Source organism: Paraglaciecola sp. QJM3NY_14, from assembly GCF_056173245.1.
This window is the reverse complement of record NZ_CM149664.1, coordinates 4,771,203-4,792,823: the sequence shown is the minus strand read 5'-3', so window position 1 is coordinate 4,792,823 and position 21,621 is coordinate 4,771,203. Positions and strand designations below refer to the sequence as shown.

At 43.1% G+C, this 21,621-nt stretch carries 21 protein-coding genes, 2 tRNA genes and 1 rRNA gene; 14 read left to right on the top strand and 10 right to left on the bottom strand.

Going from position 1 to position 21,621, the window contains the following annotated elements; genetic code table 11:
• Window positions 1–3: 3 nt before the first annotated feature.
• Window positions 4–513 (bottom strand): uracil-DNA glycosylase family protein, encoded by a 510-nt coding sequence (locus AC0VYA_RS20470; protein WP_475489493.1) that lies wholly within the window; start codon window positions 511–513, stop codon window positions 4–6.
• Window positions 514–691: 178 nt separating this feature from the next.
• Here AC0VYA_RS20470 and AC0VYA_RS20465 point away from each other — a divergent pair, with 178 nt between their 5' ends.
• A complete protein-coding gene (locus tag AC0VYA_RS20465; RefSeq protein WP_033184843.1) occupies window positions 692–1,018 on the top strand; it encodes a hypothetical protein in 327 nt (108 codons plus the stop codon).
• 188 nt (window positions 1,019–1,206) lie between these two features.
• Here AC0VYA_RS20465 and AC0VYA_RS20460 read toward each other — a convergent pair whose 3' ends face one another.
• Window positions 1,207–2,334 carry an acyl-CoA desaturase gene (locus tag AC0VYA_RS20460; RefSeq protein ID WP_475489492.1) on the bottom strand — a complete coding sequence of 376 codons (1,128 nt, stop codon included), beginning with the start codon at window positions 2,332–2,334 and terminating at the stop codon, window positions 1,207–1,209.
• A 159-nt stretch (window positions 2,335–2,493) separates the two neighbouring features.
• Here AC0VYA_RS20460 and fabR point away from each other — a divergent pair, with 159 nt between their 5' ends.
• The gene (gene fabR / locus AC0VYA_RS20455) at window positions 2,494–3,093 is read left to right on the top strand and encodes an HTH-type transcriptional repressor FabR (RefSeq protein ID WP_006991694.1); all 600 of its coding nucleotides are present in this window, start codon (window positions 2,494–2,496) and stop codon (window positions 3,091–3,093) included.
• Here the strand turns inward: fabR and trmA are convergent.
• Complete coding sequence (gene trmA, locus AC0VYA_RS20450) at window positions 3,090–4,187, bottom strand: tRNA (uridine(54)-C5)-methyltransferase TrmA (protein WP_475489491.1); 1,098 nt, start codon at window positions 4,185–4,187, stop codon at window positions 3,090–3,092. The genes fabR and trmA overlap by 4 nt on opposite strands.
• Before the next feature lie 148 nt (window positions 4,188–4,335).
• Here trmA and AC0VYA_RS20445 point away from each other — a divergent pair, with 148 nt between their 5' ends.
• Window positions 4,336–5,769: a DUF5610 domain-containing protein gene (locus AC0VYA_RS20445; protein ID WP_475489490.1), complete on the top strand. Its 1,434-nt coding sequence runs from the start codon at window positions 4,336–4,338 to the stop codon at window positions 5,767–5,769.
• 76 nt (window positions 5,770–5,845) lie between these two features.
• On the opposite strand, the gene AC0VYA_RS20440 is transcribed toward AC0VYA_RS20445, so the two are convergent.
• Entirely contained in the window at window positions 5,846–6,484 is a 639-nt protein-coding gene (locus AC0VYA_RS20440) for a LuxR C-terminal-related transcriptional regulator (RefSeq protein WP_006991697.1), read from the bottom strand.
• Between the two features lie 271 nt (window positions 6,485–6,755).
• Here AC0VYA_RS20440 and cmoA point away from each other — a divergent pair, with 271 nt between their 5' ends.
• Together cmoA and cmoB are read left to right on the top strand one after the other, a co-directional pair.
• Window positions 6,756–7,487, top strand: a complete 732-nt coding sequence (gene cmoA, locus AC0VYA_RS20435) for a carboxy-S-adenosyl-L-methionine synthase CmoA (RefSeq protein ID WP_475489489.1) — start codon at window positions 6,756–6,758, stop codon at window positions 7,485–7,487.
• 35 nt (window positions 7,488–7,522) lie between these two features.
• The gene (cmoB, locus tag AC0VYA_RS20430) at window positions 7,523–8,494 is read left to right on the top strand and encodes a tRNA 5-methoxyuridine(34)/uridine 5-oxyacetic acid(34) synthase CmoB (protein WP_475489488.1); all 972 of its coding nucleotides are present in this window, start codon (window positions 7,523–7,525) and stop codon (window positions 8,492–8,494) included.
• A gap of 14 nt (window positions 8,495–8,508) precedes the next feature.
• On the opposite strand, the gene alr is transcribed toward cmoB, so the two are convergent.
• Window positions 8,509–9,636 carry an alanine racemase gene (gene alr, locus AC0VYA_RS20425; protein WP_475489487.1) on the bottom strand — a complete coding sequence of 376 codons (1,128 nt, stop codon included), beginning with the start codon at window positions 9,634–9,636 and terminating at the stop codon, window positions 8,509–8,511.
• A 9-nt stretch (window positions 9,637–9,645) separates the two neighbouring features.
• Window positions 9,646–10,503 carry a D-amino acid aminotransferase gene (locus AC0VYA_RS20420; protein WP_011576722.1) on the bottom strand — a complete coding sequence of 286 codons (858 nt, stop codon included), beginning with the start codon at window positions 10,501–10,503 and terminating at the stop codon, window positions 9,646–9,648.
• Window positions 10,504–10,675: 172 nt separating this feature from the next.
• Here AC0VYA_RS20420 and AC0VYA_RS20415 point away from each other — a divergent pair, with 172 nt between their 5' ends.
• Together AC0VYA_RS20415 and AC0VYA_RS20410 are read left to right on the top strand one after the other, a co-directional pair.
• A complete protein-coding gene (locus AC0VYA_RS20415; RefSeq protein ID WP_475489486.1) occupies window positions 10,676–11,509 on the top strand; it encodes a CvfB family protein in 834 nt (277 codons plus the stop codon).
• Between the two features lie 35 nt (window positions 11,510–11,544).
• On the top strand, window positions 11,545–11,940 hold the full coding sequence (locus AC0VYA_RS20410) for an OsmC family protein (protein ID WP_011576720.1): 396 nt from the start codon (window positions 11,545–11,547) through the stop codon (window positions 11,938–11,940).
• A gap of 92 nt (window positions 11,941–12,032) precedes the next feature.
• Here the strand turns inward: AC0VYA_RS20410 and AC0VYA_RS20405 are convergent, their stop codons facing one another.
• On the bottom strand, window positions 12,033–13,274 hold the full coding sequence (locus tag AC0VYA_RS20405) for a cystathionine gamma-synthase family protein (protein ID WP_475489485.1): 1,242 nt from the start codon (window positions 13,272–13,274) through the stop codon (window positions 12,033–12,035).
• Window positions 13,271–13,903 carry a lysophospholipid acyltransferase family protein gene (locus AC0VYA_RS20400; protein WP_475489484.1) on the bottom strand — a complete coding sequence of 211 codons (633 nt, stop codon included), beginning with the start codon at window positions 13,901–13,903 and terminating at the stop codon, window positions 13,271–13,273. Before AC0VYA_RS20400 ends, AC0VYA_RS20405 begins: the two co-directional genes overlap by 4 nt.
• Window positions 13,904–14,028: 125 nt before the next feature.
• Here AC0VYA_RS20400 and AC0VYA_RS20395 point away from each other — a divergent pair, with 125 nt between their 5' ends.
• The 4 genes from AC0VYA_RS20395 (at window position 14,029) to AC0VYA_RS20380 (ending at window position 18,329) form a co-directional block, all read left to right on the top strand.
• Complete coding sequence (locus AC0VYA_RS20395) at window positions 14,029–15,285, top strand: S1 family peptidase (protein WP_041714128.1); 1,257 nt, start codon at window positions 14,029–14,031, stop codon at window positions 15,283–15,285.
• Entirely contained in the window at window positions 15,276–16,262 is a 987-nt protein-coding gene (locus tag AC0VYA_RS20390) for an FHA domain-containing protein (protein ID WP_475489483.1), read from the top strand. The genes AC0VYA_RS20395 and AC0VYA_RS20390 overlap by 10 nt, the downstream gene beginning before the upstream one ends.
• Before the next feature lie 25 nt (window positions 16,263–16,287).
• Window positions 16,288–17,055 (top strand): NRDE family protein, encoded by a 768-nt coding sequence (locus AC0VYA_RS20385; RefSeq protein ID WP_475489482.1) that lies wholly within the window; start codon window positions 16,288–16,290, stop codon window positions 17,053–17,055.
• Window positions 17,056–17,138: 83 nt separating this feature from the next.
• Window positions 17,139–18,329 (top strand): amino acid aminotransferase, encoded by a 1,191-nt coding sequence (locus AC0VYA_RS20380; protein WP_475489481.1) that lies wholly within the window; start codon window positions 17,139–17,141, stop codon window positions 18,327–18,329.
• Window positions 18,330–18,412: 83 nt separating this feature from the next.
• Here AC0VYA_RS20380 and AC0VYA_RS20375 read toward each other — a convergent pair whose 3' ends face one another.
• Window positions 18,413–18,868 carry an RNA recognition motif domain-containing protein gene (locus AC0VYA_RS20375; RefSeq protein WP_475489480.1) on the bottom strand — a complete coding sequence of 152 codons (456 nt, stop codon included), beginning with the start codon at window positions 18,866–18,868 and terminating at the stop codon, window positions 18,413–18,415.
• A gap of 149 nt (window positions 18,869–19,017) precedes the next feature.
• Window positions 19,018–19,308: a hypothetical protein gene (locus tag AC0VYA_RS20370; protein ID WP_475489479.1), complete on the bottom strand. Its 291-nt coding sequence runs from the start codon at window positions 19,306–19,308 to the stop codon at window positions 19,018–19,020.
• A gap of 136 nt (window positions 19,309–19,444) precedes the next feature.
• On the opposite strand from AC0VYA_RS20370, the gene AC0VYA_RS20365 reads away from it, so the two are divergent.
• The 3 genes from AC0VYA_RS20365 (at window position 19,445) to AC0VYA_RS20355 (ending at window position 21,250) form a co-directional block, all read left to right on the top strand.
• Window positions 19,445–20,977 (top strand): 16S ribosomal RNA (locus AC0VYA_RS20365).
• Window positions 20,978–21,079: 102 nt separating this feature from the next.
• Window positions 21,080–21,155, top strand: a tRNA-Ala gene (locus AC0VYA_RS20360).
• Between the two features lie 18 nt (window positions 21,156–21,173).
• Window positions 21,174–21,250, top strand: a tRNA-Ile gene (locus AC0VYA_RS20355).
• Window positions 21,251–21,621: the final 371 nt, after the last annotated feature.

Here is a 21,621-nt window from a genome sequence, read left to right as displayed (position 1 = left end):
ATACTAGATAATCTTAGCGATGGCATGCTGCATCGCTGATACTACTTGCTGCTCAAACCAAGGGTTTTTCTTCAACCATATGTTATTCCGTGGAGACGGATGGGGCAAAACGAAAAACCTTGGTTGGTACGCCTGCCAATCTTTTACTCTCTCCGTCAACGATCGCTTATCCTGTAAGTAATAGTTTTGAGCATATTGACCAATCAATAAAACATGTTTGATTTGCATGGAGTTTATGAGGCGCTCATGCCAAAGGGGCGCGCATTCTTTACGCGGCGGCTTGTCACCACTTGACGCTTTTCCAGGATAACAAAATGCCATCGGCAGAATTGCAATATTGTCTGGATTGTAAAACTGCTGAACGTCTAGATTCAGCCATTTCCTCAAGCGTTCGCCCGAAGCATCATTCCAAGGCTTGTTCGTTTCGTGTGCTTTGATACCAGGAGCCTGACCTACGATAAGTATCTTTGAGCGCTGATTTCCTTGAATGATTGGGCGAGGACTCAGGGGCAAATGTGCTTTACATACTTGGCATTTTTTAGCGTCGTCAAAGTCGGTGATTTAATTTTCCTTCCAAAAAATACAGTTCTGTCATATTATTGTCATAATCCTGTGGTTTGAGAGTCGATTTGTTTCCACGTTGGATTGCGATGCTTAGCGCTTTGTTAAGCGATTTATCGAGGAAATCATTATGTTAAGAATCAAATCATTTATCATTGTCGGCATTTTAAGCGCATTCGGTGCGGCATCAGCACAAGCTGAAACTCAGAACAACAGATTATTTGACTGCATGGAATCTACCACATTTGCTATTGACGGTTCATGTATCGCTAGCAAAATTCAACAAAATGTTAAGTTTCGTGAAATGCAGTCAGACATCACTCAAAAAACGCAAGTGCAAGATGCCAATGCAATCGCGACAATCCAATTTTTTGAAAAAGACATGCGTATCAATGTCATTGCCCACAAAGATGCATTAGCTGAGTCAGAGTTATTAGTGCTCAACGTCGCTGAGTAATAAGGCTGTGCTAGGTTAACCAAATACCTGAATCGTTCAATGTAGGGATAAGCTCACATTGAACGGTTATTTTTAGCCCTTAACTTACTGTTTGGCTAAGTCAATTTTTAATACTTCAGTTATTTCACTTCTTATGAAACCACTTTATCTATCATACAAAAAAGCCCCCTTGTGGGAGCTTTAGAATACTAAGCCATTTGGTATTTTACTTGATACAGCTGCAGCCATTTTTGCTTTCGTAACTCTAAATTGTATTTGAGTTCGCGGTATTTAAAATCTAGTTCTAGTTTCTCGTAATTACGCTTCAATTTATGTTTGCGAATTTCCATTAAGCGTTTTTTAGTGGCGTACATTTCGCCCATTTTATGCAAGATTGCATCATATTCCTGCTGTAAACTATGTAATATCTCATCGGCATTTGGAAGCACAGATAACTTCTGCTGTGCGCGCTGCAATTGCATCGCCATCTTCGCTTTCTCAATGCGTTCTTCTGGGCAGCGGCGTAAGTTTTTGGTCCAGCCTATAAACGACAGCCCTCGTATTAGCCATTTAGTTGGATCAAACTGCCACCATTTAATGCCATTGCGGTAATCATATTCAAATATGTGGTGGTAATTATGGTACCCCTCACCAAAAGTGAAAAAAGCTAAAATGTCATTATCGCGGGCTGTATTTTTATCTGTATAAGGTTGACGTCCCCAAATATGGGCAAGAGAATTAATAAAAAACGTCACATGATGGACAACCACTAGGCGGAAAAAACCAGCAAGCAACACCATACCAAGCACATCACCATTCAACCAACCTAATGCCATTGGAATGCCAAAGTTAGAAATAAGCATGATGGGAAGGTAGTACTTATGCTGCCATACAACGACCTTGTCTTTTTGAAGGTCTTTACAATTACTATAATCAGAATAGCGGTGTATCTGATATTCGCGAAGCATCCAACCCATGTGTGAATACCAAAAGCCACGCTTGGCCGAATACGGGTCTTTATCGTTGTCGTCCACATGCCTGTGGTGGATCCTGTGATCAGAAACCCAATGTAATATGCTGTTTTGAAGGGCCATTGCTCCGCCAATAGCCAGTACGACTCTGACAAAGGTATTCGCTTCATAGGCTTTATGCGCCCACAGCCTGTGGTACCCAGCGGTGATAGACATCCCTGAGAAGTAAATAAGAATAATACACGCAGCGATCTCTGCGCCATCAAACCCTTGGGTTAGAGCAACGTAAGGCACAAGAAGGAGTGCGACTAGTCCAGTAATCACAAAGACTAAAACATTAGTGAGAATTAAACGGGGTTTTTCCATTACAAAAAGCAGTACTTTATTCAGCTTACACTTGTACGCTAATTTATCTAGCAAACGCGTATTTAGCAAGCTATTTCTTGTATTGAACCTTATTACTTCGTGCTGATTCGCGTTAAATATGGATAATATAAAGGAATTAATATTCAAAAGGGGCGTAACGTGAGTCGTCAAGAACAAAAGCTTAAGACGAGACGAACCATTATAGATGCAGCTTTTAGTTTACTGGACGAGCAAAGAAGTTTGTCTAGTATCAGCTTGCGTGAAGTAGCTCGCGCCGCTGGCATCGCACCGACCTCATTTTATCGACATTTCAAAGACATTGACGAGCTTGGTTTAACATTAGTCGATGAAGCTGGCTTAAACTTAAGGCAGTTGATGCGTCAGGCTCGATTGCGGATTGCCTCAGGTGGGGGAGTGATAAACACGTCGGTGGATACGTTTATGGAGTTCATTTGCGCCCATAGCAATGTTTTCCGGTTGCTGCTTCGTGAGCATACCGGAACGTCTTTGGCATTTCGTGCCGCTGTATTACGGGAAATTCAGCACTTTATTGTTGAGCTAACAGATTACACTATGAGCACAACAGGGTTGCCCTATCAGTATGCGAACTTACAAGCAGAAGCTATGGTTAAACTTGTTTTTAGTGCGGGCGCAGAAGCGTTGGATTCAGGCGCTGAACAACAAGCAGTGTTGGCTCAGCGCGTTAAGTTGCAGTTGCGATTTATCGCTAATGGGGCGAAAGAGGCCGCCGGCGTTTAGCGCTTTTGCAAGTAAACTCCTGATTCCACATGATGTGTATATGGAAATTGATCAAAAAGAGCAAATCGAACTACATTATGTGTTTCGCTCAATACTGCCAAATTATTATTGAGTGTCTCAGGATTACACGAAATATACACAATGTTTTGATACGCTTTGATCATGTCTAGCGTGTCATCATCAAGGCCAGAGCGTGGGGGATCCACTAAGACTGTTTGGCAATCGTAATCCTGCAAATTGATACCTTCTAAACGCCTAAAGCTGCGTTCATTGTTTAGTGCTTGCACAAATTCTTCGCTCGACATCCTTAAGATCGTCACGTTTTCTATGTTGTTTAAACGGATATTATCTTGCGCAGCAGCAACCGAAGATTTAGATATTTCGGTTGCTAATACTTGTCGAAAATTTTGTGCCAGAGGAAGACTGAAATTCCCTGCACCACAATACAATTCGAGTAAATCGCCTTGGCAATCTTGAGTAACATCTAACGCCCACTCAAGCATTTTGCTGTTTACCCCAGCATTTGGTTGCGTGAAGCTATTTTCAATTTGTTTAAACGTATACAGTCGATCATTCACTGGTAGCGTTTCTAGCACATAATCTTTGTCTAACAGCACTTTTTGCTTTTTCGCGCGGCCAATTATGTCGATTTTAAATTCATCTCTTAACAATGCGCGCAATGCTTTTGCTTCTTTTAGCCACTCATCTTCTAAAGGTTTGTGATACACCAAGGTGACTAATATTTCATTGGTTAGGGTACTCAGATAATCGATTTGGAATAACTTTCTACGTAATACTTCGTTCTTTTTTACTAATGATAATAACTTCATCATCACTTCATTGATAACGATACTGGCAGGGGGAAACTGATTTACTGCATACTTTTGCTTTGTTGATTGGTCAAACATGACATGATCTAAGTTATCTCCGTCGTGCCACATCCTGAATTCCGCACGCATCCTATAATTCAGAGGTGCTGATGAAAACGCCTCTAATGCTGGCATCGAAAATGTTTTGAAAGCCTGTTGCACGCTATTAACTTTTTGAGCGAGTTGTTGTTCATAGTCCGCAGGGTTAATTTCGGTTGGGCGCACGGCAATTCTCCAGATGATGTTATTAACGAGCGCGGGATTGTAAGTGTTTTCAGCGCTTGTGCAATATTAGTTTTTGATTGCGATGAATTGTACTAAATTTAGCCAGCATGCGGCCGATAACCTAGTTGAGGAAAGTGAGGTGGCACAAATGAATATTAATGAAATTAAGGCTTTCATGCGTGAAAAGCCGGCGCACTTGGGGGAGGCAAATAGCTTTCAGAACCAATTGCGTGATTCAGGTCTTGAGCAAGCAAGCACACTGGCGGGTGATAAGGCGTCCTTGAGCGGCGCATTATCATCTCATAGTTTTTTTGCAGGCCAAGTATTAACTAATTCCATGAACCACAGTGTATCGGTTGGGGCAAGCAAACTTCAGCTTAGAGTACCCCAGCAAGCTGACGAGGAAGAGACGAATAAAAGTTTATTCGACTTTGAAGAGGTCGCTCGCAATGTGTTGAATTTTGTAGGTGGTGCAATCAAAAATGCTCAAGGAAAAGGCGCTGACGACGATGCTTTGAATGCTCTTTTTGAGCAAGCTCGTTCGGGGGTATTAAAAGGCATTGGCATGGCTGAAAAAGATCTCGTCGGAGTGATGAATGATGACATCAAAAATGGGATTAGCCGAAGCCAAGAATTAATAGATACGGGATTGCAAAAGCTAAGAGATTCGATTTTCTCAGAAACTCAAGAAGCGAGCGATGTCGGCACGTCTAACGTTTCGTTGGAGAATCAAGTGAACTATCAACGCCGTGACACGGGTGAGTTACGTATTCGTACGTTGGATGGTGACGAAGTTAACATTCGCTTTGAAGACTTGGAAAGCTTTGAGTTAAACCAAAAGTCGCTGGTAAAAGTTGAAGAAGAACAAGTGTTTCAGCAGCCAGTAGAGCCATCGAAACCTCAATCGGTAAACAATGCACAAGATATAGCCGAAAACGACGTGGCTGATGAGCCGAGCCTTGATAGCGCTGAGCAAATGGGCGTAACGCAATCTTCACTACAAGAAAGCGATGATGCAAGTAACAACGTGACAGCTAAAGTCACCTCAACGCAACGCTATGAGCACATTAGCAGTAATGCACTGTCTTTCACTGTGCAGGGGGAGTTAGACGAAGACGAATTAAAGGCGATAGGTACATTGGTTGCTGACGCCAGCGATTTAGCTGATGAATTCTTCAACGGTGATATTGAGTCAGCATTCAATCAAGCATTAAAGCTGGGATATGATGAAAAAGAGCTAACCGGTTTTGCTTTACAATTAACTAGACAAGAGCAAACCCAATCTATTCAGGCGTATGAATCGGTTTCTCATTTCAGTGAAGATGACCCTAGAGGAGACCCTAATAAGACGGTTAAACCGGTCGCGCATTATCTAGATAAAATGTTGGATGTTTTTGAGCAATCGAGGCAAAAGCTTGAAAGCGGTGAACAGTATGACGATTTGATTAATGGATTGATTAATCAAATGGGCGATGTTCACACACCAGATTTAATTTCTGCAATTCAACGTTTTCATAGTTTTAATCAAAAGCTATTGAATGGTTTACCGTTAAACTTCTCAGGAACTAACCAGAGTGAATAACTCGCTGGAGCGATAAAAGTTCGGAACAAGATAACGTTAGTCACTAAAGGTGACTAACGTTATTTAGAGGTGGGGACTAATCTTCTAAATTTAACTTTTTAAGCAGCAATACTGCTTGAGTTCGAGTATTAACTTCTAGCTTTCTAAATACTGCACTGATATGCGCTTTAACGGTCGCTTCAGTGACATTTAATTCGTGAGCAATTTGTTTATTTAATAAACCATCATGGATTAGCTTTAACACCTGAAATTGCTTAGGCGTTAATTCTGCAATTCGTTGCGCTAAGTTGAGTTCTTCACCGTCAATTTGGGCAATCTGTGCTTTTAACTCTTCAGTTAACCAAATTTCACCGCTCATGATTGTTTTCAAGGCATCAGCAATCATCAAAGTAGGGCTGGACTTAGGTACAAACCCTTTTGCGCCGAAGCTCATCACGTACGAAACAACTTCAATAGAGTCACTAGCCGAGACTACTGCGACAGGAATTTCAGGATAATCCTGAGTGACTCGAATTAAACCATAGAAATTCTCACATCCAGGCATGTGCAGATCGAGTAATATTAAATCGATATCTGGGTTTTCATGGAGCGTCATTAATGTAGAGTCGAGCGAGTCGGATTGCAAAATCTCAATATCTTCAAACAGTGGACTTAGTGCACCCACTAAAGCTTCGCGAAATAGCGGATGATCATCTGCAATTAAAAACTTTGCCATTTATTTGCCTTCAATAAATAATTCAATATTAAGTAACAAGACTAATACTTTAGTCTTGATTAATGAAGGGATTAATTAACTTCCCTGCAATTTATGTGACACATTCTATCAGAAGGCGTAAGTATGATGTAACAAATACCTCATGCAGTTTGTTTATATCAGAAAAATTTTTACGATCCTCTTAATCCATGGTGCAAATAGACAAGAGAATTGCGTGGTTTAGTGGCTGCGGGTAGAATTACGCTAATTTTCCACAATCATTATCAATTACATGCAATCAAGCAAAGACGCCATTTATTCACAACCTCAACAGGTAAGTGATTTCCGCTTCGATGATACCGTAGCAGAGGTTTTTCCAGATATGATCCAGCGCTCTGTGCCGGGTTATAACACCATCGTCGATGCAATTGGGCAATTGGCTGGACGCTACGCTACAAACAATTCCAATATATACGATCTCGGTTGCTCCCTCGGCGCAGTTAGCTTAGCAGCGGCAAAATACGTAGTGGCTGATAACTGTAGTATCATTGCAGTGGATAACTCTGAAGCTATGGCTCAACGGTGTGCCCGGCACGTAAAAGCGTATAAAGCGAATACTCCCATAGAGGTGATTTGCGATGATTTACAAAATATCCACATCGAAAACGCATCAAGTGTGGTAATGAACTTCACATTGCAATTTATCGACCCCACTCAGCGTGATCAGATTATTCAGAGTATATACGATGGCTTAGCACCGGGTGGAGTTTTCATACTTTCAGAGAAGCTTCGCCACGCATCAGAGCAAGGGAATGAGTTACTAATTGACCTTCATCATGAGTTTAAAAGACGCAATGGTTATAGCGAGCTAGAGATAAGTCAAAAGCGTGAATCAATTGAAAACATTTTGCGGGCTGAAACGTTTGAGGCGCATCAAACCAGACTACAAAATGCTGGTTTTGACGATGTCGTATTGTGGTTTCAGTGTTTTAACTTTGCCTCCATTGTCGCGATCAAAAGCTAACATTTTTTTATTTATTTACTTTACAGGCGCCGTTCATGTCAGTCCCTTGGTTCAACCAGTTTTATAAAGAAATTGCCGACTCCCCGCTAAGTGCTTGGTTAGAGCTCCTTCCCGGGCAAATTTCTACCTGGCAAAAAGAGCAGCTACACGGTGATTTCAACAAGTGGGTAAAGCTGCTTGGCAAGCTGCCTCAGACTCATCCTAGTGAAATTGAGCTCAAAGAGAGGGTTGAATTTGGGCTGCAAAGCGAGATAAACGAGTATACGCAGAAGCAAATTATAGGCTTACTTAAGCAGTTTATGCCATGGCGTAAAGGGCCATTTCATATTCATGGTATTCATATTGATACAGAGTGGCGGTCCGACTGGAAATGGGAAAGAGTACAACCGCATATACAGTCGTTAGAAAATCGTTATGTTCTTGATGTTGGTTGCGGCAGTGGCTACCACATGTGGCGTATGCTAGGAGAAAACGCCAAAATGGTGGTGGGCGCGGACCCTTCTCAGTTATTTTTGATGCAGTTCCAAGCCATTAAGCATTTTAACCCCGACTCACGCATTCATTTATTGCCCGTAGGTGTTGAGCAGCTACCTGAAAAAAATGCCTTTGATACGGTTTTTTCAATGGGGGTACTGTATCACCGAAAAAGTCCACTCGATTTTTTACAACAGCTAAAAAATCAGTTGCGACCCGGTGGCGAGCTCATTCTCGAGACACTTGTTGTTGAGGGAGATGAAAATACTGTATTGATGGCCGGGGACAGGTACGCTCAAATGCGCAACGTATGGTTTTTGCCTAGTACAGATGCCTTGTGTTTATGGATGAAACGACTGGGCTTCAAAAATGTGCGCGTGGTAGATTTAGCAAAAACCACGATTGAAGAGCAGCGCGCAACGCAGTGGATGGACAGTCAATCTTTGGTTGATTTTCTTGACCCGAATGATCACTCAAAAACCATTGAAGGCTATCCTGCGCCCTTGCGCGCCGTTGTTGTGGCTGAGCGATAGCATATGCGCTCAATTTACTCGTTAATAAATACCCGTTTGGCGCGCGTTGGCATTCGGGTGACTAATTCATAGCCTAACGTATCCGCCCAAGCGGCCACGTCATTAACCGGTATATTCTTGCCCCAAAGCTCGACTGGGCTGCCTTCACTTATATCGGTTAATTGAGTGACGTCAACGCACAACATGTCCATCGAAACACGACCCGCTAACGGCGCTATCTGGCCATTGACCATAATAGGGGTGCCAGATTTAGCCGTTCGAGGGTAACCATCACCATAACCTGCCGCCACAGTGGCGATAATGCTTGGTCGCTTCGCTGTCCATATTGCGCCGTACCCTACTGACTCGCCAGTCGCGACGTGTCTCAATGCAATCACTTTTGAGCTAAAAGTCATCGCCGGAATGAGTGGTAGAACGTTGATATCACTTTGGTTGAAGGGACTAATACCATACAGCATGATCCCTGGGCGGTTCCAAGTGCTGATGCTTTTCGGTGTAGCAAGTAGGGCAGCTGAATTGGCTAAGCTACAACCTGCGTATGACGGCTCCGCCGATACTTTTTCAGCAAGCTTTTGTATTGACTGTATTTGACTCAGCAGTAAAGGGTGATCGGGGTGATCAGATGTAGCAAAGTGCGTCATAAGCATAACCGAGCACACATTCTTACTGGATGCGAGTTGAGTATAAGCCTTCAATGCATCTGAGACAGGTATGCCTAGGCGATGCATACCAGTATCAACTTTCAACCATACTTTTATGGGCTTCGTTAATACTTGGGCCAGCAGATCTTCAATTTGCTTTTGGTTGTGAATAACAATTTGTAGGTTTAATTCATTTACAACACTCAATTCACTAGGACAAAAGCAGCCTTCAAGCAATAAAATGGGCGTCTTTATATGGTGTTGGCGCAAACTTACGGCTTCTTCAATACTCGACACCGCAAGCAGAGCGGCTTGGCCATCAAGAGCGCGCGCTGTTGCTACTGCGCCGTGGCCGTAGGCATCAGCTTTGATGACCGCAAGAGTATTGCTCTGACGGTCGTTGATGGAACTTTCTAAGGCGTTAACACCCAGAGCATTTGCATATGCGAAGTTTTGACGGATAGCATCCAGATCTACCGTAATCGAAATAGGGCGTGGCATTAACGGCCTTTAATATTGATATTTATATTGGCTAAACAAGGCTTGTGCTTGCAACCATACATCACCGACAGAACCGTTACCCACCGGAGTACCATCAAGCGTTACAATAGGAGCCACTTCTTTGGACGAGCTGGTCAGCCATAATTCATCCGCATCACGTACCTCGTCCATCGTGATAACACGTTCTTCAACCTTAAATGAGCTGTGCTCACGTAAAATGGCTAACAGCAACTTTCTAGTAACACCTGGTAGCAGTTGGTTATCCAAAGCGGGAGTAGCGATCACGTTATTTTTGACCATAAATACGTTGCATGAGCTTGCTTCGGTAAGTTCCTGTTGTTGATTAAACAGTATGGTTTCTTGCATACCAAGATCTTGGCTTTGTTGATAATGCATAACATTGCCGAGTAACGAGGTCGATTTAATATTGCATCGCTTCCAGCGCAAATCTTCACTGCTGGTAACATTGAACGCTTTTACACCTTCTTTGTCTGGTGTCGGCGCAGGCGGTATCTCGAATGAAAAGGCAAATACCGTTGGTTCGACGCCTGTCGGATATGCATGAGCTCGTTTGGTGTCAGTGCCGCGACTAACATGAAGATAAATTCCGCGGTTACCGGTCTCGTTCTTTGCGATCAACGTGTGAATGATTTCTTGCCAGTCTTCTACTGTGTAATCAAGTTGAATGCCGATAGACGCCAAACCCGATTGCATACGTTCAATATGAGGCATAAAGCCAACAGCTTCACCTTGATAGGTAGGTACCACTTCATAAATGCCGTCGCCGAATAAGAACCCGCGGTCCATAGGTGAAATTTTAGCTTGTTCTTGGGGGAGATATTCCCCATTTAAAAATACGATGCTCATAGTTAAGACTCAAAAAAATAGCATTGGAAGAAGGGCTGTTGAATGCGGATTATGCCACGAATTTTTATAATGAATTAAGCTACTTTGTTAGCAAATTTGAATTTTTACCGTGAATATCCTTCATATCAGGTACAATAAGGTTCGCTTCTATTGCTCAACACAGACAGGTTTTATGCTGCAAATTGGTAAGTTCAACTCATTAAACGTAATTAAACAGGTACCCTTCGGATTTTACCTTGATGGTGGAGACGATGGTGAGGTTCTGCTCCCCACTAAGTTTGCTGCCGAAGATTGTAAGATTGGTGATACCTGCCACGTCTTTATTTATCACGATAGCGACAGTCGCTTGATCGCCACCACGCAAACACCTTTGGCTGAAGTAGATGAATGTGCCTTCTTAAAGGTGGTGAGTGTAAATAATGTAGGTGCGTTTTTAGATTGGGGTATCGATAAAGACATTCTGGTGCCCTATAGCGAGCAAGACTTCCCGATGGCAGAGGGCGTGTCTTACGTAGTATTTGTGTATTTTGATGATGAAACAGGGAAGGTTGCTGCTTCCACGCGTTTACGTGACTTTTTATTTGAAGAAGGTCAGAACTTTGCGCCTAAGCAAGAAGTCGATTTATTGATTTGTGGCCGCACTGATATGGGATACAAAGCGGTGATAAATGGCAGTCACCTAGGTTTGATATTCAAAGATGAAGTGTTTAAACCTTTGCGTATGGGTGAGCGCACTAAAGGGTTTATTAAACGTATCCGTGAGGACAACAAAATTGATCTGTGTTTTCAATTTCACGATGATGGCGCACGCAAAGATTTGGCAGAACAAATTATTGACGATCTCGAGGCCCATGGCGGTATATCAATCTTAACGGATAAAAGCTCAGCGCAAGAAATATCAAAGCGCTTCAATGTCAGTAAAAATGTATACAAGAAGGCGCTAGGCGCTTTATACAAGCAAAAACGCATATTGCTTGATAAGAGCAAAATCACCTTAATTAAATAGAATGTAAGCAGTAGTTATTTGCAGTGGAGTAAAAAATGAAAGCGACCGTTAGTTGGCAGTCAGATATGAAATTCGTTGGTGAAACTGACACAGGAAAAACCATCGAAATGGACGGTGATGGCAGTCAGGCGACCCCTATGGAAGCCGTATTATTGGCCGTTGGCGCGTGCTCATCTATTGATGTAGTAGAAATTCTTAAAAAATCACGCCAAGGGATTACCGGCTGCGAATGTCAACTCGATGCTCAGCGAGCAGATGAAGCCCCAAGAGTGTTTACTGAGATTCATGCCCATTATGTTGTCAGTGGCGAAAACCTAAGTGAGAAGCACATTCAACGTGCCGTTCAACTGTCAGCTGAAAAATACTGCTCAGTCATGTTGATGTTAGAAGGAAAAGTTAAGATCACGACCAGTTTTAGTATACAGCCCTAGTTAGAAATCCGAGTACCGTAAACGAGTTGAACAAGGTCGCTATGTTCAACTCGTCATTTATTCATCTCACCAATAAAGTCAGCTGAGACGATTTACACCAGTGCGGTAAAGGCTTGTTCGAAGTCCGCAACAATATCGTCTACATCTTCAATACCAATCGAAAAACGCAGCATATTATCATTAATACCCATATCGGCTCTTTGCTCGGCTGTGTTCTCAAAGTAAATAGTTTGGGCGACGGGTAAACCTAATGTACGGGTGTCCCCTAAATGTGTTGCGCACAACACTAACTTAAGCTCATTTAAAAATGCGAGCGGGTCGATATGCTCAGCTAGGTCGATACTGACTATTCCCCCATAACCTGTGAATAGCTCTCGCGCTATATAATGTTGTGGGTGGTCCGCTATACCCGGATAGTAAACGTGCTGAACGTGTTCATGACCATGTAAGTACGTCGCCAGACGCAGCGCATTTTGGCAAATTCTCTCTACCCTCAAAGCCAGCGTTTCAAGCCCTATGGATATGCTGTGGGCCGCATCAGGAGATAACGTTGCCCCCATGTCTCTAAGGCCGCGTTTCTTAATTTGCGTCAGTCCCCATTGCTGGGTATCCGCTGTGCGGTAAATAGGTAATATGTTGTTAAACCCACTCCAGTCGAATAAACCAGTGTCAACAACGACACCGCCCAGCACATTACCGTGACCTGATACATACTTAGTTAATGAAGCGATAGTCAGTGAAGCCTTGACGCTTTTGGGATCAAAAATATTGGCAGGCGTCATGGTGTTATCAACGATAAACAGCAATTTTTGTTCGTTACATAACTGACCTATGGCACTTAAATCAGATACTTGGGTGGCAGGGTTGGCTATGGTTTCGGCATACACTAATTTGGTATTTGGCTTTATAGCTGCAATCACGTTTTGCACATCTGTTGCGTCAACGAAGCTGATCTCTATACCCAGTCCTTGTAATGTGCTGGCAAGGCTGCTGGTATTGCCAAACAAAAATTGGCTCATAATGATGTGGTCGCCAGCGCGAAGCAAACTTAAAAACGTTGCACTGATGGCTGCCATTCCCGTAGAAAAGGTAATGGCACCCACGCCACCTTCTAATTCATTAAGAATATTTTGCAATGACACACTTGATGCAGAGGATGAGCGTGAATATACGTGACCTGCTGCTTTGCCTTGAAATACATCGACTAGGTCTTGCGCGTTATCAAATGCAAACAAAACGGAATTATTTGTTGCTTGATGCACCGCTCCGTTTTGCGGTTTATTGATTACTCTATCTGCGTGTACTAAACGGGTGGTAAAACCTTTGTCTTTCAATCTTTGTCTCCGCTTGGGGGCGTTAAGTTGGTCGCTACTTTATCAGGGAATTTAGCATGCACAGTGTGATAATGCTGATAAATGCGTTGTAGTTCTAATGGTATATTTTCACTTATTGTTAGCACAGGGCCTAATTCAATTCGCTTTTTCTTATAATCAAATGCGACTAAGAACACGGGCATGTCAGCTTTATAAGCGATGTGTAAAAAGCCTGTTTTCCAATTTTCGCGTTTACCGCGCGTCCCTTCAGGGGCGAGGCACAGAATCATGTTATCTGCTTGGCGAGCTTCTTCCGACATTTGTTCTACCATGCCATGTGCTTTTTGGCGCTTTATAGGTAGCCCACCCCAGCGACGGAGTAACACCGAAAATGGTGGAATAAATAAGCTGCTTTTCGCGAAGAAAGTAATTTTAAGCTTTAGTGTAAACGCTACGGCTATTCCGATCACGAAATCCCAGTTCGAAGTATGTGGAGCCACGGCGATTATCATCTTTTTGTGTTTGGGAAATTCACCACTAAATTGCCAACCCATAAGTTTAAGTGTTGCTCTGCCGATCGAACAACTAAAGGCGTTACCAATGCGCGGTAAATCTTCACTTAACTCAGGAGTATTTAATTTGCTAGCCATTTCTTTCTTAGCTGTACCACTTTACACTAGATGAATGATCCGTCATGTCATCGGCATTGTCGAGTGCCAATCCTACTTATGCACTCCTGCGGCTCCAAGATATAATAAAAAAGGAATATAGAATTTTGAGATATATGTTTTTCGCGCTGGCCTTATACAGCGCAATGGGCTTTGCTCAGCAGACGGCGCAAAATCTTTTTAGCCATTACCAAAGTGCACTATATCAAATTCGAATTATTGAATTGGGTTCAGGTAACAAGTCTTCAATTGGCTCTGGGTTTCAAATAAATGACTCAGGTGTGCTGGTAACGAATTACCACGTTGTCTCTGAATTCGTTTATTTTCCTGAAAAATATCGTATTGAGTATCTCGCTGCTGATGGCTCTGTTGGTGATTTGTCGCTGGTTAACATTGATGTGGTTAATGATCTTGCGTTAGTGCAGGTCAAAAGTGGAAGTAGCAGCGCGGGTTTCTTCTCATTATCTGCATCATTACCCGAGCAGGGTAGCAGCATATACTCACTTGGTAACCCGCATGACTTAGGCATGATTGTGGTACCAGGTACCTTTAATGGCATTAAAAAGAACAGTTTCTATCAGCGTATTCATTTCACTGGCTCGATTAACCCAGGCATGAGCGGCGGTCCTGTTGTGAACCCTGAAGGCCAAGTTGTTGGTGTCAATGTCGCAACAGCGGGTAACCAAATCGGCTTTCTAGTGCCCTTGACTAAAATCCACACATTAATTGACGCAGACGATTTCACCCCGTTAGCGCCAGACGATTACAAGAAGGTTATTGCCTCTCAGCTAATGGTGAATCAACAACGTTTGTTTGAACGCCTTGAACGGGGTGTATGGAAATCAAATGAATTAGGCGGCGCGAAAATACCCACCCTAGAAGGCGCATTACTTTCTTGTTGGGGAGATTCAAACAGTGCGGATCAAGAAGCGTTATATTTGTCAGTAGAAAATAGATGCAGTCTAGATGAAGAAATATTCCTTCATGGCGGTCTTCGTACTGGCGGTATAGAAATAGAGTTTGAATGGCTTGAAAGTGGCGAATTTGGTGCACACCGCTTTTATGACTTCTTTAGTGGCAGCATTTCAGGTGCTGGTGCGGGTAATCAAGCTAGCAAAAATGATGTGAGCAACTATCAATGCAAACAGGATATTGTAGCTAATACCCACGATGTTAAAACCAAAAGTATTTTATGTTTAAGGGCATATAAAGAATTCGCACATTTATACGATGTTTTATATATAGGAGCCACATTGAACCACGAGTCTCAAGGGTTGATAAGCCACTTTACCCTAGCTGGGGTGAGTCAGGAATCGGCTACGCGGTTTACTAAGCAATTTGTGGGAGCAATAGCATGGCAATAGTGCTTGAGTTGCTTTCACGTAAAGACCAGACATTAAAATACTTTAAATTTAATAAGTCAGAGATTTTGGTGGGTCGTGATCATCATTGTGATTTGCGTTTGGAAGACCCTTATATTAGTGCCGAGCACGTGCGCATTACGCAAGATAGCCAAGATCAATCTATCTTCTTTGAAGATTGCCAAACGATAAACGGCACGTTGGTAAATAAGCAGTCAATGGCGAGCGGTAAACTACACGGTAACGATATTTTAAAACTGGGTCGTACACGCTTAAAAGTCGTCAATACGAATCAGCCAGTGTCAGCCGCTTTACCATTGAGCCAATTAGAAGAGAGTTTGAATTGGTTGTCCAGTAGTGTAGTGGCGATTTTGCTTACGTTAGCTTATTTAGTGTTGTCGATGGTGTTTGAGTTCACCAATAGCGTTGAAGCCTACAATGTATTTGACATGTTACCTAAAGAGATGGGGCAAATGGCTTTGTTAAGTGCTTGGCCTATCGCCTTCGCTGTAATGGGCAAGGTTTTTAACAAAGAAAGCAGAGTAGTGAGTCAGTTTTCTATTCTCTGGCTTACATTGTTTATATTTTACGGCTTATATTTGTTAGGAAAATTACTTTCTTTCAACTTCAATGCGCCTGAAGCATTGATATGGGTAGAGCTAATTGTGTATTCACTGGTGTTGTTTGGTTTTATTTGGTTGTCTTTGTTTTTCGCTTTTCACCAAACCAATACACGGCGCAATCTCGTGGGTTCAATGATGACCTTAGTAATAGTAGTACCAGTGGTCAGTATAGGTATGTTAGGTAGCAGCGACTTTAGCGCTAAGCCTGATTACAACAGTATCATGTTGCCACCTATCTATCAGCTGCGCCCAGCATCAGATGTGACGACATTCGTTGAAAATTCACGGACCTTGTTTACGGAACTTGATGAACGTATCGAACGTGAAGGCGTTGCTGAGCAAAGCGCCAATGATTAGCACATCAAACAAGTAGTATATTTTTATGTGTATTTTATTTATTGCTGTAAATCAGCACCCTGATTATCCTCTTATTGTTGCAGCGAATCGGGATGAGTTCTTTGAGCGACCAACACGCGAGTCGTGTTTTTGGGAAGAGCAGCCGAACACTCTAGCTGGAAAAGATCTGCGTGCTGGTGGCACTTGGATGGGTATTAACACCCAAGGTAAACTTGCAGCACTAACCAATATTCGCGATCCCAAGCGTAATCTAGCTAATGCAGTGAGTAGGGGGGAATTGGTTAGCCAGTATTTGCAACACTCCCCTAGAAGCGACGCTTACCTATCCAAGATGTTAGCGGATGCCGAGAACTATAATGGCTTTAATTTATTATATGGTGATTGGAATAACTTATATGTATTTAACAACCATACGCTTCAATCTGAGAAATTAACAACGGGAGTTTACGGCTTATCTAACGCAAAATTAAACACCCCTTGGCCGAAAACTTTACATGGCATGGCACAGTTAACCGAATATTGCCAAAACCCTCATACGTTAGAAGTTGAAAGCTTATTTGCTTTACTTAAAAACCAGACCAAAGCCCAGGATGATATATTGCCGCAAACCGGTGTACCTATCGAATGGGAGCGTAAGTTATCCTCGATTTTTATACAAAGCCCAGAGTATGGCACTCGTTCATCCACGCTACTTTTAGTGGATAAGCAGCAGCGTGTATCATGGCAAGAACGAACCTTTAATCATGAGGCTCAATGTATTGCTGAAAATAGCTATCATTTCGATATAAATTAGCAGTATTTTAAGTTCGAAAAATCATCAGTCGGTGGCATAATGTCTGCCGTTTAGCCTATCCAACATAAATTTAGAGGAACATCATGTTTGAAGTATTGCCCCAGTTACCCGCCGATCCTATTTTGGGATTATCAACTGCATATAAAGCGGACCCTAATCCACTGAAAATTGACTTGGGCGTAGGCGTTTATAAGGACGAACAAGGGCATACACCTATTTTATCTTCTGTAGCAAAGGCTCAGCAGATATTACTAGCCAAAGAGGACTCTAAAACCTATATCACACCTCAAGGGGTGCCAGGGTATATTGACGGTATGCTGCAATTGTTACTAGGCAAGGGCAGCAAGGTGATGCTTGAAGATCGCGTAGCAGCGGTTCAAGCGCCTGGTGGTTGTGGTGCACTGCGTATTCTGGCTGAGCTTATCAAACGCTGTGACAGTGAACTCACTGTTTGGGTAAGCGATCCAACTTGGGCAAACCATATTCCGCTCATTGGTAATGCTGGCCTTAAAATTGAGACTTACCCCTACTTCAATAAAGCGGATGCGAGCATCAATTTTGACGGCATGGTCGAAACATTAGCGCAAGTGAAGTCAGGTGATGTAGTGTTATTACATGGATGCTGTCACAACCCAACGGGTGCCGACTTAACACCAGAGCAATGGAAAACGGTATTAGAGCTCGCACAAAAAACCGGTTTCATCCCATTTGTAGATGTTGCCTATCAGGGATTCGGCGATGGTCTTGAGCAAGATGCTTATGGACTTCGTTTACTAGTCGAAAATTTACCAGAAGTGATAATCGCCGCTTCATGTTCTAAAAACTTCGGTTTATATAGAGAGCGTGTAGGTTTAGCTGCGATGATTACGGCCAACACACAAACGCGTAAAGCGATTCAAACTCAAATTCAGTCAATTGCTCGTGGTATATACTCTATGCCACCTTCATATGGTGGGGCACTAGTTGATATCATATTGAGCGACGAACCTTTGCGCACAGAATGGCAAGCAGAAGTAGAAGCAATGCGCACGCGAATGAAAACACTACGTGGCTTATTGGTAGACAAGCTCAAAGAGAAAGGTGCCCAGAGAGACTTTAGTTTTGTGAATCAACAAAAGGGCATGTTCTCTTATTTGTGTATTACTCCTGAGCAAGTTCAAGAGATGCGTAATAAACATAGTGTTTATTTCGTTGATTCAAGCCGAGTGAATATTGCAGGTATCAGTAAAGGTAACGTTGACGCATTAGCCACTGCATTAGTATCAGTACTATAATTATCGATAGTCAGTTACGTTAAAACACAAAAAAGCCGATGCATGCATCGGCTTTTTTATTATCTACGTATTATAGCAGTGGCTTATTCTTCGACTTTGTCTTTAGCCATGCGTACTTTCAACGTTCTTTCTTGAAACTCAGAATCATTCAAGTTTTGAATCGCTTTCTCAGCACCAGCAGCTGTCATCTCTACAAAACCATAGCCCTTGCGTTTACCTGTGCGGCGATCTTTCATCAAACGAACGGAGTGAACCTGTCCTTGCAATTCAAAATGTTGTTGAACAGCTTGTTCATTTGCACGATAAGGCAAGTTGCCAACATATAGTGTTTTACTATTTTCTTCATCGACCTGTTGTGCAACAGAAGAAGTACCAGAAAATTGGCTACCAATGATGGGGACGAGAATACCGCCAAGCAATAAACCAATAGCTAGCGCGAGGCTAGGATCAAGGTTAGCCGCCATGACAGGTAGTAGTAAATAGCCTGCAACAGCAAGAACGACGGAAAGAATTATATTTATTATAGTGGGTGAGTTCATGTATCTACCTAAAAGATTGTGTGTTTGTAAGAATATAAGGCTTAGCTATGTTAACCATTTATTACAAAATCGCCAACTAATAAGCCTTTACATTTATCCATATAGAGTTAAATACCATCATATAGGCCTAAAGTTAGTCAGTTCGTTTGTTAAATCAGCAGTTGAACATTTTTTTGAAATAAACACTTGCGATCAAAAAAGGGATCTCTATAATGCGCCTCTCGCTTCGGGACAGCCGCTAAAACAGCTGCACCGATACTGGTTTTAACCAGGTGATTTAAGACTTTTATAAAGCCTCTAATCAGCGTGATGTAAGGCAGTTTAGTTTGGTTTTTCAGTTTGTGATTTACGTCAAAAATTGATTTGAAATTAAATAAAAATAACGCCTTGACATCGAAACTTGAGAGCGTATTATACGCCTCCCGCTTAAGAGGGTCCACGGACAGCATCTTAAGCCGCTTCCAAGGAAGCACGCTACTTTGGTAGCACTGTTCTTTAACAATTAATAACAAGACAATCTGTGTGGGCACTCACTTGATGAGTGTCTACCAAAAAAATTCATGTTCGATAAATATTTAATTGAAGAGTTTGATCATGGCTCAGATTGAACGCTGGCGGCAGGCCTAACACATGCAAGTCGAACGGTAACATTTCTAGCTTGCTAGAAGATGACGAGTGGCGGACGGGTGAGTAATACTTAGGAATATGCCTTTGTGTGGGGGATAACTATTGGAAACGATAGCTAATACCGCATAACGTCTTCGGACCAAAGGGGGCTCCGGCTCCCGCGCAAAGAGTAGCCTAAGCGAGATTAGCTTGTTGGTGAGGTAAAGGCTCACCAAGGCGACGATCTCTAGCTGTTCTGAGAGGAAGATCAGCCACACTGGAACTGAGACACGGTCCAGACTCCTACGGGAGGCAGCAGTGGGGAATATTGCACAATGGGGGAAACCCTGATGCAGCCATGCCGCGTGTGTGAAGAAGGCCTTCGGGTTGTAAAGCACTTTCAGTTGTGAGGAAAGGTTAACGGTTAATACCCGTTAGCTGTGACGTTAGCAACAGAAGAAGGACCGGCTAACTCCGTGCCAGCAGCCGCGGTAATACGGAGGGTCCGAGCGTTAATCGGAATTACTGGGCGTAAAGCGCACGCAGGCGGTTTGTTAAGCTAGATGTGAAAGCCCTGGGCTCAACCTGGGAATTGCATTTAGAACTGGCAGGCTAGAGTTTTGGAGAGGGGAGTGGAATTCCAGGTGTAGCGGTGAAATGCGTAGATATCTGGAGGAACATCAGTGGCGAAGGCGACTCCCTGGTCAGTAACTGACGCTCATGTGCGAAAGTGTGGGTAGCGAACAGGATTAGATACCCTGGTAGTCCACACCGTAAACGCTGTCTACTAGCTGTTTGTGGATTTAATCCGTGAGTAGCGAAGCTAACGCGATAAGTAGACCGCCTGGGGAGTACGGCCGCAAGGTTAAAACTCAAATGAATTGACGGGGGCCCGCACAAGCGGTGGAGCATGTGGTTTAATTCGATGCAACGCGAAGAACCTTACCTACTCTTGACATACTAGAAACTTTTCAGAGATGAATTGGTGCCTTCGGGAATCTAGATACAGGTGCTGCATGGCTGTCGTCAGCTCGTGTCGTGAGATGTTGGGTTAAGTCCCGCAACGAGCGCAACCCCTGTCCTTAGTTGCCAGCCTTAAGTTGGGCACTCTAAGGAGACTGCCGGTGACAAACCGGAGGAAGGTGGGGACGACGTCAAGTCATCATGGCCCTTACGAGTAGGGCTACACACGTGCTACAATGGCGAGTACAGAGGGAAGCAAACTTGCGAGAGTAAGCGGATCCCTTAAAGCTCGTCGTAGTCCGGATTGGAGTCTGCAACTCGACTCCATGAAGTCGGAATCGCTAGTAATCGCAAATCAGAATGTTGCGGTGAATACGTTCCCGGGCCTTGTACACACCGCCCGTCACACCATGGGAGTGGGTTGCAAAAGAAGTAGCTAGTTTAACCTTCGGGAGGACGGTTACCACTTTGTGATTCATGACTGGGGTGAAGTCGTAACAAGGTAACCCTAGGGGAACCTGGGGTTGGATCACCTCCTTACTATTAGGTCGGCCTCATCAGGCTGAGTGTTCACACAGATTGTTTTGTTGTTAGTAAAGAAGAACCGAGAGACTCTTTAAAAAGACTGATGTCGATTTAAGAGGGGCTATAGCTCAGCTGGGAGAGCGCCTGCCTTGCACGCAGGAGGTCAGCAGTTCGATCCTGCTTAGCTCCACCAAATTGCTTGCGCAATAATAGGCTTGTAGCTCAGCTGGTTAGAGCGCACCCCTGATAAGGGTGAGGTCGGCAGTTCAAGTCTGCCCAAGCCTACCAAATCTTTCCTACTCTGCGTTATGTAGTTCGTCGTTTAGCAGGCTAAACGTCCTCACTACATGCCTTGATTAGAAAAGATTGCAGTGGATGTGCAAACTCGGTTTTAGTAGAAAAGATTAGCCTTAATCAATGTGTACTGATTCAGTATCTATTGATTAGGGTTTTTTAAACCCTACGTGAATGCGTGCAAACGCAAACACCTGTTCTTTAACAATATGGAAAGCTGATAAAAGTAATCAAAACTAAGAGAACGCTTTAAGAGCTTACTCTATCTGATTTGAAAATGAATACTTGTCACGCATGCAGAGTAGATATACTGATAACTTCGGTTATGAGTAACGTCTATACGTCAAATATTAAAGGTTATTTGG

What these genes read in the sequence shown, in the direction of transcription:
- AC0VYA_RS20465 (WP_033184843.1), top strand. Translation starts at nt 692, where the DNA reads ATGTTAAGAATCAAATCATTTATCATTGTCGGCATTTTAAGCGCATTC.
- AC0VYA_RS20460 (WP_475489492.1), bottom strand. Translation starts at nt 2,334, where the DNA reads ATGGAAAAACCCCGTTTAATTCTCACTAATGTTTTAGTCTTTGTGATT.
- AC0VYA_RS20445 (WP_475489490.1), top strand. Translation starts at nt 4,336, where the DNA reads ATGAATATTAATGAAATTAAGGCTTTCATGCGTGAAAAGCCGGCGCAC.
- AC0VYA_RS20440 (WP_006991697.1), bottom strand. Translation starts at nt 6,484, where the DNA reads ATGGCAAAGTTTTTAATTGCAGATGATCATCCGCTATTTCGCGAAGCT.
- cmoA (WP_475489489.1), top strand. Translation starts at nt 6,756, where the DNA reads ATGCAATCAAGCAAAGACGCCATTTATTCACAACCTCAACAGGTAAGT.
- cmoB (WP_475489488.1), top strand. Translation starts at nt 7,523, where the DNA reads ATGTCAGTCCCTTGGTTCAACCAGTTTTATAAAGAAATTGCCGACTCC.
- alr (WP_475489487.1), bottom strand. Translation starts at nt 9,636, where the DNA reads ATGCCACGCCCTATTTCGATTACGGTAGATCTGGATGCTATCCGTCAA.
- AC0VYA_RS20420 (WP_011576722.1), bottom strand. Translation starts at nt 10,503, where the DNA reads ATGAGCATCGTATTTTTAAATGGGGAATATCTCCCCCAAGAACAAGCT.
- AC0VYA_RS20415 (WP_475489486.1), top strand. Translation starts at nt 10,676, where the DNA reads ATGCTGCAAATTGGTAAGTTCAACTCATTAAACGTAATTAAACAGGTA.
- AC0VYA_RS20410 (WP_011576720.1), top strand. Translation starts at nt 11,545, where the DNA reads ATGAAAGCGACCGTTAGTTGGCAGTCAGATATGAAATTCGTTGGTGAA.
- AC0VYA_RS20400 (WP_475489484.1), bottom strand. Translation starts at nt 13,903, where the DNA reads ATGGCTAGCAAATTAAATACTCCTGAGTTAAGTGAAGATTTACCGCGC.
- AC0VYA_RS20390 (WP_475489483.1), top strand. Translation starts at nt 15,276, where the DNA reads ATGGCAATAGTGCTTGAGTTGCTTTCACGTAAAGACCAGACATTAAAA.
- AC0VYA_RS20385 (WP_475489482.1), top strand. Translation starts at nt 16,288, where the DNA reads ATGTGTATTTTATTTATTGCTGTAAATCAGCACCCTGATTATCCTCTT.
- AC0VYA_RS20380 (WP_475489481.1), top strand. Translation starts at nt 17,139, where the DNA reads ATGTTTGAAGTATTGCCCCAGTTACCCGCCGATCCTATTTTGGGATTA.
- AC0VYA_RS20375 (WP_475489480.1), bottom strand. Translation starts at nt 18,868, where the DNA reads ATGAACTCACCCACTATAATAAATATAATTCTTTCCGTCGTTCTTGCT.